Below are 13,818 nucleotides of genomic sequence, written 5' to 3'. Positions count from 1 at the left end.
GATGAAAAGAATTGAATCTACGCAAAATGCTTTAGTGAAATATTGGAAGAAGCTAGCGACAACACGTAAAGAGCGTGAAAGATCCGGAGAATTCATAGTAGAGGGATTCCATTTGGTAGAGGAAGCATTAAAAAATAACGAACAGGTGCTACAGCTAATTGTACGTGAAGGTGTAGATTTACCAATGCTTTGGCCGATTGATAATGTAGCTATCGTTGAAATAACAGCGGCTGTTGCCAAGGAGTTTGCTGAAACGGAGACATCTCAAGGTGTATTTGCAGTTTGTAAGCAACCTTTGTTAGAAGAAGATGTAATGGCTTCGTGGCGCAAGGTGCTACTAATTGATGCCGTCCAAGATCCAGGGAATATTGGGACGATGATTCGTACTGCGGATGCAGCTGGTTTGGATGCAGTAATACTCGGCAAGGGTTGTGCGGATATATATAATCCTAAAACGCTTCGCTCTGCACAAGGCTCGCATTTCCATATTCCTGTCCTTCGTGGCAATCTAGAGGAATGGATTGAGCAGCTACAGGATAATGATGTACCAGTATTTGGAACTGCTTTGGATGAAGATGCAGTTGTCTATAGTGATGTTGAGCATACCGGTGCATTCGCTATTATGATGGGCAATGAAGGTAGTGGCATTCATCCACAACTACTTTCAATGACAGATCAAAATATTATCATTCCGATATTGGGGCAAGCAGAGTCTCTAAATGTAGCAGTGGCAACAGGAATTGTTTTATATGGATTTGTTAAGTAGTTAATAAAAGCAATCACATTTAGAATAACAATGGTGTTGTAAAATTGTTAAAATTTGGACTATCACCAAAAGTTGTATTACATTTTTGGGATGTATACACTGTATGTTAGTTGATTGGAGTGGAGAATGGGCGACTCCTTGGGGATCAGCAATAGAGGAACGAAGGCTAAAAGCATCACATCCTGTGATAACGCCTTCGTGACCAACCTCGGTGCTGCTACCGCTTCGTTAGCACTACGCTTTCGCGCAAAAAACATCTGTTGGCCCGAGACCCTGGAGCGAGCACCGCGAGTGAAGCGGCTCATCGGACGCCCCCAGGAAGCTCTGCTCTGCGCGAAAGCGAAGCGTCAGCGATAAAAGCGCCCAGTCGGAACGGAAATCAACCACACGCTATGGTGATGAACCTAAAACTGCCGATAGAATCATCAATATCGCTAGTAATGGGCACATGGCTCTTGATTTGAATTGGTATAGTATTGTATAATCACTGTTAAAATGTAAACTAAAATGCTTTGACCGGGAAGTAGTAAAGATTGTGAATGGACGACAGGGAGCACAGGACGAAGATTGAGAGCCAGTGCCGTACCAATGCAGTTTTGAATTCACCCCGCGAGCAGCTACCGGGACCAGCTAAATGCTGTAAAGGTACGCCGGCTTTAATCTAGTCGTTATGTCAATGAAGTGATTGCTAGGAGTTTTCTATGCAATAACTAGGGTGGTACCGCGAATATGTCCTCGTCCCTTTTTTAGGGGCGAGTTTTTTTATGCCATCAAAGGATGTTTTGGATTTTCAAAGGAATGAGTTGTGCTGGCACAATTCAAAATCCGGACGCATTGTTTATCTGTAGCGAAAGCAAAGCGACAGCTACAAATGTTTTCTGCGCGAAAGCGAAGCGGCAGCGGCAAATGTTTTCTGCGCGAAAGCGAAGCGGCAGCGGCAAATGTTTTCTGCGCGAAAGCGAAGCGACAGCGGCAAATGTTTTCTGCACGAAAGCGAAGCGGCAGCGGCAAATGTTTTCTGCGCGAAAGCGAAGCGACAGCGGCAATTACGCCAAGGCGAAAATGATTTAATCAAGGAGGGTTTATAAATGGAAGAGCAATTAAAACAATTAGAGCAAGAAGCACTTGCTAAAATTGAAGCGGCAGCAAATTTAAAGGAATTAAATGATGTGCGAGTAGCATATCTAGGAAAAAAAGGACCTATCACTGATTTATTAAAAGGTATGGGGAAATTATCAGCTGAGGAACGCCCGAAAATGGGTGCCTTAGTCAATACGGTTCGTGAAAATGTAACTGCTGTATTAGAGGAAAAGGTAACTGTGCTAGAGGAAGCTGCAATTGCTGAAAAATTAGCAAGTGAGTCGATTGATGTCACTTTACCTGGCCGTGAGATTAAAGTCGGCAATCGTCATCCTTTAACACGTGTTATTGAAGAAATTGAAGATTTATTTATCGGTATGGGCTATGAAATTGCCGAAGGTCCTGAAGTGGAAAAGGATTATTATAACTTCGAGGCGCTGAACTTGCCGAAAGGACACCCTGCTCGTGATATGCAGGATTCATTCTATATTTCCGAGGAAATATTATTACGTACGCATACTTCTCCTGTGCAAGCTCGCACGATGGAAGAGAAGAAAGGTGAATCAATTCGCATTATTTGTCCAGGGAAAGTATTCCGTCGTGACAACGATGATGCTACACACTCTCACCAATTCATGCAAATTGAAGGGCTAGTGATTGGTGAAAATATTCGCATGAGTGACCTTAAAGGTACGCTTGATACATTAGCGAAAAAAATGTTCGGTGCTGACCGCGAAATTCGACTTCGTCCAAGTTTCTTCCCATTCACAGAGCCATCTGTTGAAATGGATATTTCTTGCTTCAAATGTGGTGGTTCTGGCTGTAACGTATGTAAAGGTACAGGCTGGATTGAAATTTTAGGAGCAGGTATGGTTCATCCAAATGTTCTTGAAATGGCAGGCTATGATCCGAAAAAAGTGTCAGGCTTTGCATTCGGTATTGGTGCTGAACGTATCGCAATGTTGAAATATGGTGTCGACGATATTCGTCATTTCTATACGAGTGACACACGTTTCTTATCACAATTCGAGCGAACAGAGGCGTAAGGGGGATAAAAAATGTTAGTATCATTAGAATGGTTAAAAGATTATGTAAGTACACAGGATTTAACGCCTGAGGAGTTAGCTGAAAAAATTACACGCTCTGGAATTGAAGTAGATGCAGTAATTGACCGTGCTAACGCAATGGAAAAAGTTGTTGTCGGCTATGTCGTATCAAAAGAGAAACATCCTGAAGCAGATAAATTAAATATTTGCCAAGTGGATGTTGGTGAAGCTGAGCCACAACAAATTATTTGTGGTGCTCCAAACGTTGATGCTGGTCAAAAAGTTATTGTTGCTCGTCCAGGTGCACATTTACCAGGCGGCATTAAAATAAAAAAAGCAAAACTTCGTGGACATGAATCAAACGGTATGATTTGTTCATTACAAGAGTTAGGAATCGAAGGAAAGCTTGTTCCTAAAGCATATTCTGAAGGTATCTATGTACTTCCTGAGGATGCTGAGGTCGGCTCGGATGCCCTTGCTATTTTAGGTCTACGTGACACAGTATTAGAGCTTGGTTTAACACCAAACCGCTCAGACGCGTTGTCAATGCTAGGCGTGGCGTACGAAGTTGGTGCAATTCTATCTGAAGAAGTGAAATATCCAGAAATCGCCTACAGCACATCTTCTGAAAAAGCAGAAGACATGTTAAAACTTCGAGTAGAAGATTTACAAGCAAACCCAATGTATGTAGCAAAAGTTGTGAAAAACGTAAAAATCGCGGAATCACCGATGTGGCTACAAAATCGTTTAATGGCAGCAGGCGTACGCCCACACAATAATGTAGTCGATGTAACAAACTACATTTTAATGGAATACGGCCAACCGCTTCATGCCTTTGACTACGATAGCCTAGCAACAGGTGAAATCGTAGTACGTAAAGCAACAGAGGGCGAAAAAATTACAACTTTAGATGACCAAGAGCGTACATTAAAAGCAACAGATTTAGTCATTACAAATGGCAAAGAGCCAGTAGCTATCGCAGGTGTAATGGGTGGTGCAAACTCTGAAGTAAACGATTCTACAACAACGGTTGTAATCGAATCTGCTTATTTCGACGGCTTAACTGTACGTCAAGCATCACGTCATCTTGGACTTCGTTCAGATGCTTCTGCTCGTTTTGAAAAGGGTGTTGACCCTAACCGTGTGTTACCTGCTGCAGAACGTGCCGCAGCGCTACTAGCTGAATTAGCTGGCGGTGAAGTGTTAGAGGGAACATGCATCGTGGATGAACTAGATAAATCTCCAGCACGAGTGGTCGTTTCTCCAGATTTTATTAATGAACGTTTAGGAATGAAAATTTCATTAGAAGAGATGCTGTCTATTTTAGAGCGTCTTAAATTTGGCGTAGAAGCAGCAAACGGTTTACTAATCGTTGATGCGCCAACACGTCGTCAAGATATTAAAATTGAAGAAGATATCGTAGAGGAAATTGCTCGTCTATACGGCTATGATGAAATTCCGATGACTTTACCAGAGGGAGCAAACCAAGTAGGCCGTTTAACGCCATATCAAGCAAATCGTCGTGTAGTTCGTAATTACATGGAAGGGGCAGGTCTTTACCAAGCTGTAACTTACTCATTAACTTCAGAGGCATTGTCACAACGCTTTGCATTAAAAGCTGAGCCAGTTACACGTTTACTTATGCCGATGAGTGAGGACCGTTCAACACTACGTCAAAGTCTTATACCGCATTTAATTGAAGCGGCTGCTTATAATGTTGCACGTAAAGCTGACAATGTGGCATTGTATGAAATTGGTTCAGTATTCCTTGGTCAATCAGAAGAGGGGCTACCATATGAGGAAGAGCATATGGCAGCAGTAGTAACAGGAATATGGCTTGACCATGCTTGGCAAGGTGAGAAAAAAGCAGTAGATTTCTTCGTCTTAAAAGGCATTGTAGAAGGTGTTATTGGTAAGCTTGGTCTAGAGGATCGTATTTCATTTGTGAAAGCTGAAGTAGATGGTTTACACCCAGGACGTACGGCTAGCATTCTTTTAGACGGTGAACAAGTCGGCATTATCGGTGGATTACATCCTGCAGAACAAAAAGCATGGGGTGTAAAAGACACTTATGTAATGGAGATGAATCTAGTAACATTATTAAATGCTACTGCTAAAGAAGCACCACTTGCCTATACACCAGTACCACGTTTCCCAGCAATGTCTCGTGATATTGCCCTTATCATGGACCGTGCAACAACAGCTGGAGAAGTCATTACTGCTATTCGTTCGGCAGGTGTGAAATTATTGAAAGACGTTCGCGTATTCGACGTATACGAAGGTGAAAAAATGGATGCTGGTAAAAAATCAGTGGCATTCTCCCTAACATACTTCGATCCAGAACGTACCTTAACAGATGAAGAGGTTGTTGCAGCACATAATAAAGTGTTAAAAGCTATTGCAACAATTGAAGGTACAGAAGTACGCTAATTTAATAATTTTTTTATGAGCTGTCTCGTAATGAGGCAGCTTTTTTAGTTGGAAGGCACTTATTAACGTTTATATGATTAATCAATACATAATTTTTGGATATTTTAAGTTTTTAATAATATTTTGAAATAACAAAAAATGAATCTTAAGTATTTATTATGTGTATAGTAGAAACTGGATAGAAAAAATAGTAAGAGGAGATAACGATCTTGAAAGATTATCGAAAACGAAAAAGCTTATCCGTACGTGCTCGGTTAATCTGGGCATTTACAATGACACTCTTAATTCCGAGTATTGCAATTGGTACATTTTCATACATGAAATCAGATAACCTATATTATAACGAATTAAGTGATAGATCACGTGAGAATGTCGATTTAATTAATTCTTTAGTGACAAAAGAAATTTCTCCAATCATAAGTGATGCAGAATATTTGGCAGCTTATTTTAATAAGGATTGGAAAGATGCAGATGCATTAAAGGAATTAGATAAATACAATGCTTTACATAATAGTGTTTCGGTAGTTGCTTTAACATTAGAAGGCCATGGTTTTTTACGTAATCCATATCATGAAATGCCGTCTGATTATAATCCGTTTCTGCGTCCCTGGTATTTAAAGGCTATGGAGTCGCCAGGTAAAGGGGTCGTGATGGACCCATATAAATCAAATATCTCAGGCGATTTAACTTTAACTGTAGCTTCGGGATTACGTGACAAATCCGGGGTTGTTTCTATAGATTTGAATCTTGCTGAAATTGCGAAGCTTGTAGATAATGTGGTGATTGGGAAAAGTGGCTATGCTTCATTAGTGAATGCCAATAATCTTACAATAGCAGATCCGAATGTTGAAGTGGGAACCAAGCTGAAAGATTCGTATATAGAAAAGATGCAAGGTAAAGAAGAAGGTAGCTTTAAAATTAAGGAAGATGGCAAGGAGCATCAAGTATTTTTCACTACTAATAAACTTACAGGGTGGAAAATTATCGGTATTATGGATTTAACGGATGTAACAGCTGTCACTGCTCCAATTTTAAAATCGACAACAGCAGTCATTGCTATCGCTTTAATTATCTGTGGGATAATCGGTGGCATGATCATTGCCTCAATCACTCGTCCACTGAAAGAGCTATCTACAGTTGCTGAACAAGTAGGTGAAGGCGATTTGCGCAACCTGATCGACATAAGAAGAAATGATGAGATTGGAAAACTAGCTAATATTTTTAATAAAATGATCTTCTCTTTACGTGGGGTAGTTGGTAATATTGGCGAGAAATCAAATTTATTGGCCAATTCTTCAGAGCAGCTAACTGCAAGCACTGCAGAAAATAAGCGAGCAACATCGCAAATTGTTGATTCCATTCAAACATTTGCTGAGACGGTTGACATGCAGGGAGAAACTATTCAGGAAAGTAATAATGCTGTACTTGAAATGTCATCATCCATTCAGCATATTTCAGCAAAAGCTGGTGCTGTTAATGAGATGTCTAATAAAGCTATGGGTGCTGTTATGATTGGTGATGAGACTATTCAAACAGCTGTGCAACAAATGACCATGATTCAAAATACTGTACAAGCCCTTGAAAAGACAGTGCAAACATTAGACAAGCGTTCTCACGAAATTGGGCACATTGTGGAGGCTATAACCCAAATTGCTGATCAAACGAACCTACTAGCTTTAAACGCAGCAATCGAAGCTGCCCGTGCCGGTGAGCATGGAAAAGGTTTCGCGGTCGTAGCTGAAGAGGTACGAAAGCTAGCAGAACAATCTGCACAATCCACACTGCAAATCAAGGATATTATTTCACAGATTCAAGCTGATACAGAATTAGCGGTTGAATCAATGGCTGCCGGTTCAGCTGAGGTAGTAAAGGGAATTGATATAACAAATACGGCAGGAAAGTCATTTGAAGAGATTCGTACAAATGTGCAAAGTGTAACCTATGAAATAGGACAAATTTCGGAGGCATCTAAAGTTATTTCTGAACACGCCCATCAAGTGGAGATGGGAATTGAAAGTGTACTTGAACAAACCAATGAAAATACAGCAAGCGCACAAAATATTTCCGCTGCAACAGAGGAACAGCTTGCTACTATCGAAGAAATCGCTGCATCGGCCGAAGCCCTTGCTAAAATGTCTGAAAATCTACAAGAAACGATTCAACAATTTAAATATTAAGTTGGAATCAAAAATCCTTCTAAAATGATTATGATAACTTTTTGATATAAAAAATTCGCTAACTACAGTAGAGAACAAGTAGTGTAAATTAGTTCTCTGCTGGAGTATAGCGAATTTTTTTTTGTGGTCTATAATACCAAGTATATCCCACATTAACGGGCGTATTACTCCCACCTCAAAATTCGGCAATAGCAAAGAAGTTAGGGGGGAGATAAACTGCCCGTAAAAGCCCGATTCGTTCAACTAATAATCAGCATGGGATGAAAAAAACCCCCACTGATAAAAGTTTCACTTTATTTCATCTTCTTAGCTTTTTCAGTATTAGCAAAATGCCATTTCGTAATGGAACGTAAAAATTCCTCACCTTGTTTTCGCCAAATACGTGCTGCTAATGCATCTACTTTCGCTGAAGCTCCCTTCAACAACTCTATCCCAGCAATCTCACTTAGTCTGTCCATTTCTTTTAAAAATGCAGCACGAGCTAATATCGATGCAGTTGCTACTGAAACGTGTAGTTGCTCGGCCTTCGTAGAAAATAGTACATCTTCTCGAATAATTTCTCGTTCATTTTTTAAGTAATTGTAATACACGCCACGTTCCGCAAACTGATCTATTAATATATGCTCTGGTTTTTCGGGTGCCATTTTTGACAGTGTGTTTTTAAGTGCCCTATTGTGCATCATAGCTTTCATCTTTCCTTGAGAGTAGCCTCGTGATTGTAATTCGTTATATTTTTCATTACGTAGTACAAGCACACTATGGACGCAAGCTGCACGTAAATCTGGCGCTATTTTGCGCATGTAATCATCCGTTAGCATTTTCGAATCCTTGACACCAAGTTCGTTTATAAGCGCAATTTTTGATGAAGGAACGTATACCGCTGCAACTGTTATTGGACCGAAATAATCACCAGTACCCGTTTCATCTGAGCCTAGCACTGACATCGCAGCAAAACCTTCTGGCAGAACGTCGCCCTTTGCTCCAATCGACGATGATTTTTTTGTATTTGTAACTTCTATGTTTCCCCAACGTGCAGCTTCTCGCTCAGCTCCTCCCCCTTGGAACATTAATTTACCTGATTTGTACATTGTGATTGCTGTATCTGGGAGCTTTGCGGCAAAGATTACTCCTGGTGCTTTCCGTTCTACAAAATGATTTGCGTAGTAGGACATCACCTCTTTTTGTATTTTTGTTGATATTGAAAGTACAATATTTGACATTTACTCGTTCCTTTCTGTCCTCATTGTTCACAATTTTATACCTTTCATGGTATGATAATAAATAGCTTTTTTGTGTATGCTGCTCACAATCAAAAAAAATCGTGAGTACAAGGAGGGTGCGACTATGGAAAATCAAGATAAGAATAAAATTTCTGTGGAAATATACGGCCATACATATAAAATGGTCGGCTCTGAATCCATTGGACATATGCGACTTGTCGCTTCGATTGTTGACGACCGTATGCGCGAAATGAATGTACATAATCCCTCACTTGATAGCACAAAGCTTGCCGTTCTTACAGCAGTAAATACCGTTCACGATTATTTACTATTAAAAGAACAAATGGAGCAACTAGAAGATGAATTGAAAAAATTAAAGGGTTGAAGTGAATGTTAGATTTAATCATATTAGTGGTGCTATTAGCTGGGCTCATCGTTGGAGCAAAACGTGGTTTCATTGTACAGATGATGCATATTGTTAGCTTTATAGTTGCCCTAATAGTTGCGTATATCTATTATAAACCATTAGCACAAAAATTTGTTTTTTGGGTTCCGTACCCTGGTGTAACGGATTCAGGTAGTCTTGGAGTAGTCATTGATAGCCTGGATTTAGACCGCACTTTTTACCGTGTCATTGCCTTTGCTGTAATTTTCTTTGCTGTGAAAATTACATTGCAAATTGTAGCATCGATTTTTGATTTTATAGCGTATTTACCTGTGTTAGGTACATTGAATCGTTGGCTTGGAGCATTGTTTGGCATGATTGAAAACTATTTAATAATGTTTATTTTGCTGTACATTCTTGCCTTATTGCCAGTTGATTTTATCCAAAGTTTAATGTCGAAGTCGTTGTTAAGTGGTCTCATTTTGGAACACACTCCAATTATTACAAGTATGTTCCAAAACTGGTGGTATATTTATATGCAATAGCAAACTGTGCACTTCTCTCGGTTTTGAGGGAAGTGTTTTTACGATAGGAGGAATTCCCAATGAACAAAAAAACAATTATTCGAACACTTGAAAAAATTGCATTGTATATGGAATTACAAGGGGAAAATCCATTCAAAGTGTCTGCCTTTCGAAAAGCTGCTGCTGCACTTGAGGGGGACGAGCGCTCATTAAGTGAGATGGAGGATGTAACAAAGCTTAAAGGTATTGGTAAAGGTACAGCTGCGGTTATTGAGGATTTAATGACAAATGGTGAATCAAGCTTATTAAAAGAATTAGAAGAAATTGTGCCAAAAGGATTGCTTCCGTTATTAAAACTTCCAGGCTTAGGTGGTAAAAAAATCGCAAAGCTTCATCAAGAATTAGGGATCGATTCTGCGGAAAGTTTAAAGGCTGCATGTGAGGCATGTAAGGTTCGAGAGCTAGCAGGCTTTGCAGCAAAAACAGAAGAAAAAATTTTAAAGGAACTTGCAAATTTAGCAAATCGTTCAGAACGTTTGCCGATTTGGCAGCTAGAGCCAGTTGTTTTACAAATTGAAGCTCTTCTAGGTAGTATGGAAGAAGTGGAACGTTTTTCTGTTGCTGGAAGCTTCCGTCGTGCAGCTGAAACAAGTAAAGATATTGATTTTATTGTTGTCACTGAAGTAGTTGAAACTGTACGTGAAAAGTTACTAAATGAGCTTTCGGTACAAGAAGTCGTAGCAGCTGGTGATACAAAGATTTCAGTTATTTTAGATCTAGATGAGCCTGTAAGTGTAGATTTCCGATTAGTAAAAGATGCTGAATATGCAACGGCCTTACATCATTTCACAGGCTCGAAAGATCACAATGTCCGCATGCGCCAAATTGCTAAAGCCCGTGGTGAAAAGATTAGTGAATATGGTGTAGAGCAGGCTGATGGTACCGTATTAACGTTTAAGGATGAAGAGGAATTTTTTGCGCATTTTGATTTACCATTTATCCCGCCTAGCTTGCGTACAGGAACAACGGAATTTGACAAAACGGATGACATTAAAGGTCTAGTGAAATTAGAAGATATTAAAGCAGATTTGCATATGCATACGACATGGTCTGATGGTGCGTACTCTGTAGCTGAAATGGGCGAGGCATTGATTGCGCGAGGCTATCAGTATAGCGTTATTACTGACCACTCACAATTTTTAAAAGTAGCGAATGGTTTAACGCCAGAGCGCTTAACAAAACAACGTGCTGAAATTGAGGCGTTTAATGAAACACATCCAGATTTCCACTTATACGCAGGGACGGAAATGGATATTTTGCCGGATGGTTCCCTTGATTTCGAAGATGATGTACTAAGAGAGTTAGATTTTGTCATTGCTTCAATTCACTCTAGCTTTACACAATCGCAGGACAAAATTATGGCGCGTTTGCTTACGGCGATGCAAAATCCATACGTTCATATGATTGCACATCCAACTGGTCGCATTATTGAGGATCGTAATGGCTATAATCCTGATATGGGGCAATTAATTGCGTGGGCAAAGGAATATGGTAAAATTTTAGAGTTAAATGCGAATCCATATCGTCTTGATTTATGTGTAGAGCATTTAGAAATGGCTTTGGCAGCTGGTGTGCCCGTGGCAATCAATACGGATGCCCATGATATCGCTCATTTACGTTTCATGGATATAGGGGTGCGCTACGCAAACAGAGCATGGTTGAAAAAGGATATGATTGTGAATACATGGACGCGAGAACAATTTGAAGCGTTTATTCGACGAAATAAATAGGTTGAGGAGGTGTTCTCAGTGATCGCCGAACGCGCATTGAAAACACTAGAATATGATAAAGTACGTCAACAAGTGGCTACATACTGTACTTCTTCAATCGGCAAATCAGCCATTGATGAGCTTGTACCACAGACAGATTATGAAAAAGTTGTACAATTATTAGAGGAAATGGATGAAGGACTATCCATTTTACGTGTAAAAGGCAATGTACCGATGGGTGGAATTTTTGATGTGCGACCGGCTGCAAGGCGTGCCCAAATCGGTGGCATGCTTTCAGCAATAGAGTTAATGGAAGTTTCAAGTACGATTCGAGCTAGTAGAATTCTTCGCAATTTTATTGAAGATATAGAATCAGAAGAAGTGATTGAGATTCCTCATTTCATCGCCAAAAAGGAGGCAATGCCCGTTTTAACTGGCTTGCAGCATGAAATTAATAACTGTATTGATGACAACGGCTCAGTGCTAGACTCTGCAAGCCAAACTTTGCGTTCAATTCGCCAATCTTTGCGCGCTGAGGAAGCTAAAGTACGGTCTAAGCTGGAAAGTCTTACACGTGGGAGCAATGCTTCAAAAATGCTCTCAGATACGCTTGTAACGATTCGTAATGATCGTTTTGTTATCCCAGTTAAGCAAGAGTATCGTCATCATTATGGTGGAATTGTGCATGACCAATCATCTTCTGGTCAAACGTTATTCATCGAGCCTGATTCTGTTGTACAAGCGAATAATGAAATTCATCGTTTAAAAATGAAAGAGCAGGCTGAAGTTGAACGTATTTTACTTGCTCTAAGTGCAATGGTAGAGGAAGTAGCTCCGGATTTATTTAATTTAGTAAAAGTACTAGGTGAGATTGACGTCATTTTAGCTAAAGGCAAGTACGGTCAAGCGAACAAATGTACAATGCCTAAAATGAATAATGATGGCTATATTCGACTTGTGCGTGCACGTCATCCACTTTTACCAATTGAAATGGCGGTTGCTAACGATATTGAATTTGGTAAAGACATTACGGCAATTGTGATTACAGGACCAAACACTGGCGGTAAAACTGTCACTTTAAAAACAGTCGGACTGTGTACATTAATGGCACAGGCAGGGTTACCAGTGCCTGCACTTGATGGTTCAGAGCTTGCCGTTTTCAAGCAGCTTTTTGCGGATATTGGAGATGAACAGTCAATAGAACAATCATTATCAACATTCTCCTCCCATATGGTCAACATAGTAGATATCTTACAAAAGTTTGATTACGAGTCACTCGTTCTATTTGATGAATTAGGTGCTGGGACAGATCCTCAGGAAGGTGCAGCTCTGGCCATCTCCATTTTAGATGAAGTACATGGTCGTGGTGCCCGCGTTATGGCAACAACGCATTATCCTGAGCTAAAAGCATACGGCTATAATCGTCCAGGAGTTGCCAATGCAAGTGTAGAGTTTGATATCGAGACATTGAGCCCAACATATCGCCTACTAATTGGTGTACCAGGTCGCTCCAATGCATTTGAAATTTCAAGTCGCCTTGGCTTACCAGAGTCGATTATTGACCGTGCGAAAAGCTTTACAGGCACAGATCGTCATGAGGTGGAGTCAATGATTGCTTCACTTGAAGAGACTCGTCGCCAATCCGAAGATGATGCAGAACGCTCTCATGAATTACTGATGGAGTCTGAAGACCTTCGTAAAGAGTTACAAGGAAAATTACAAGCTTACGAGGAACGCAAAGAGGCACTCGATAAAAAAGCGAAAGAAAAAGCTCGTAAAATTGTTGATGAAGCCAAAAGAGAAGCAGAATCAATTATTGCGGAGCTTCGAGAAATGCGCAAAAATGCAGACCAAGTTGTCAAGGAGCATGAGCTCATCGAAGCTCGTAAACGACTGGAAGAAGCTACACCGCTTGAAAACAATAAAGTGCTGAAAAAAGCGGCACAAGTAAAGGCCCGTGCACAAAACTTAGTTGTCGGAGACGAGGTAAAGGTGTTAAGCTATGGACAAAGAGGTACATTGCTCGAAAAAGCATCGAATTCCGAATGGATTGTCCAAATGGGTATTTTGAAAATGAAAATCTCAGATAGTGATCTAGAGTACATTAAACCTGAAAAAGAACCTGTGCAACGTATTGCTGGTGTGAAAAATCGCAGTAGCCATGTAAAATTAGAATTAGATTTACGCGGCGAACGATATGAAGACGCCATTATACGTACAGAAAAATATATTGATGATGCCTTGCTTGCTAACTATGGGCGTGTATCAATTATTCATGGTGTCGGTACAGGTGCATTACGTCAAGGAATTCAAACCTATTTGAAAAAACATAAGCGTGTAAAATCCTTCCGTTTTGGTGAAGCCGGCGAGGGGGGCTTAGGCGTCACGGTTGTGGAATTGAAATAAGCTGTAAAGGGGACG

At 40.3% G+C, this 13,818-nt stretch carries 10 protein-coding genes; 9 read left to right on the top strand and 1 reads right to left on the bottom strand.

The annotated features are described in order from the left end of the window. The first annotated feature begins 1 nt into the window (after window position 1). The 5 genes from ACQKMV_RS10930 to ACQKMV_RS10910 all read left to right on the top strand — a co-directional run bounded on the left by ACQKMV_RS10930 (window position 2) and on the right by ACQKMV_RS10910 (window position 7,499). Window positions 2–766, top strand: a complete 765-nt coding sequence (locus ACQKMV_RS10930; RefSeq protein WP_427503901.1) for a TrmH family RNA methyltransferase — start codon at window positions 2–4, stop codon at window positions 764–766. 798 nt (window positions 767–1,564) lie between these two features. After that, entirely contained in the window at window positions 1,565–1,837 is a 273-nt protein-coding gene (locus ACQKMV_RS10925; protein WP_427503900.1) for a hypothetical protein, read from the top strand. A 17-nt stretch (window positions 1,838–1,854) separates the two neighbouring features. Further along, window positions 1,855–2,892, top strand: coding sequence for a phenylalanine--tRNA ligase subunit alpha (pheS, locus tag ACQKMV_RS10920; protein WP_197144733.1), 1,038 nt, complete (start codon window positions 1,855–1,857; stop codon window positions 2,890–2,892). Window positions 2,893–2,904: 12 nt separating this feature from the next. Continuing rightward, window positions 2,905–5,322 carry a phenylalanine--tRNA ligase subunit beta gene (pheT, locus tag ACQKMV_RS10915; RefSeq protein WP_427503899.1) on the top strand — a complete coding sequence of 806 codons (2,418 nt, stop codon included), beginning with the start codon at window positions 2,905–2,907 and terminating at the stop codon, window positions 5,320–5,322. 209 nt (window positions 5,323–5,531) lie between these two features. Beyond that, the gene (locus ACQKMV_RS10910; protein WP_427503898.1) at window positions 5,532–7,499 is read left to right on the top strand and encodes a methyl-accepting chemotaxis protein; all 1,968 of its coding nucleotides are present in this window, start codon (window positions 5,532–5,534) and stop codon (window positions 7,497–7,499) included. 293 nt (window positions 7,500–7,792) lie between these two features. Here the strand turns inward: ACQKMV_RS10910 and rnhC are convergent, their stop codons facing one another. Next, the gene (gene rnhC / locus ACQKMV_RS10905) at window positions 7,793–8,719 is read right to left on the bottom strand and encodes a ribonuclease HIII (protein ID WP_427503897.1); all 927 of its coding nucleotides are present in this window, start codon (window positions 8,717–8,719) and stop codon (window positions 7,793–7,795) included. 124 nt (window positions 8,720–8,843) lie between these two features. Between rnhC and zapA the strand changes: the two genes are divergently transcribed. From zapA to ACQKMV_RS10885, 4 genes are read left to right on the top strand one after another with little or no spacing between them, the layout of a single operon-like run. Then, window positions 8,844–9,104 (top strand): cell division protein ZapA, encoded by a 261-nt coding sequence (gene zapA / locus ACQKMV_RS10900; protein ID WP_427503896.1) that lies wholly within the window; start codon window positions 8,844–8,846, stop codon window positions 9,102–9,104. A 5-nt stretch (window positions 9,105–9,109) separates the two neighbouring features. Then, window positions 9,110–9,649: a CvpA family protein gene (locus ACQKMV_RS10895; protein ID WP_427423483.1), complete on the top strand. Its 540-nt coding sequence runs from the start codon at window positions 9,110–9,112 to the stop codon at window positions 9,647–9,649. Between the two features lie 59 nt (window positions 9,650–9,708). Then, the gene (gene polX / locus ACQKMV_RS10890) at window positions 9,709–11,418 is read left to right on the top strand and encodes a DNA polymerase/3'-5' exonuclease PolX (RefSeq protein ID WP_427503895.1); all 1,710 of its coding nucleotides are present in this window, start codon (window positions 9,709–9,711) and stop codon (window positions 11,416–11,418) included. A gap of 18 nt (window positions 11,419–11,436) precedes the next feature. Continuing rightward, entirely contained in the window at window positions 11,437–13,803 is a 2,367-nt protein-coding gene (locus ACQKMV_RS10885; protein WP_427503893.1) for an endonuclease MutS2, read from the top strand. Window positions 13,804–13,818: the final 15 nt, after the last annotated feature.

The organism is Lysinibacillus sp. NPDC094403, from assembly GCF_050278745.1.
GTDB lineage: Bacteria > Bacillota > Bacilli > Bacillales_A > Planococcaceae > Lysinibacillus.
This window is presented reverse-complemented; position numbering and strand designations above follow the sequence as displayed.

Excerpts from the sequence above, each read along its gene's own strand:
- ACQKMV_RS10925 (WP_427503900.1), top strand. The coding sequence starts at position 1,565 with ATGAGTTGTGCTGGCACAATTCAAAATCCGGACGCATTGTTTATCTGT.
- polX (WP_427503895.1), top strand. The coding sequence starts at position 9,709 with ATGAACAAAAAAACAATTATTCGAACACTTGAAAAAATTGCATTGTAT.
- pheT (WP_427503899.1), top strand. The coding sequence starts at position 2,905 with ATGTTAGTATCATTAGAATGGTTAAAAGATTATGTAAGTACACAGGAT.
- ACQKMV_RS10895 (WP_427423483.1), top strand. The coding sequence starts at position 9,110 with ATGTTAGATTTAATCATATTAGTGGTGCTATTAGCTGGGCTCATCGTT.
- rnhC (WP_427503897.1), bottom strand. The coding sequence starts at position 8,719 with ATGTCAAATATTGTACTTTCAATATCAACAAAAATACAAAAAGAGGTG.
- zapA (WP_427503896.1), top strand. The coding sequence starts at position 8,844 with ATGGAAAATCAAGATAAGAATAAAATTTCTGTGGAAATATACGGCCAT.
- pheS (WP_197144733.1), top strand. The coding sequence starts at position 1,855 with ATGGAAGAGCAATTAAAACAATTAGAGCAAGAAGCACTTGCTAAAATT.
- ACQKMV_RS10930 (WP_427503901.1), top strand. The coding sequence starts at position 2 with ATGAAAAGAATTGAATCTACGCAAAATGCTTTAGTGAAATATTGGAAG.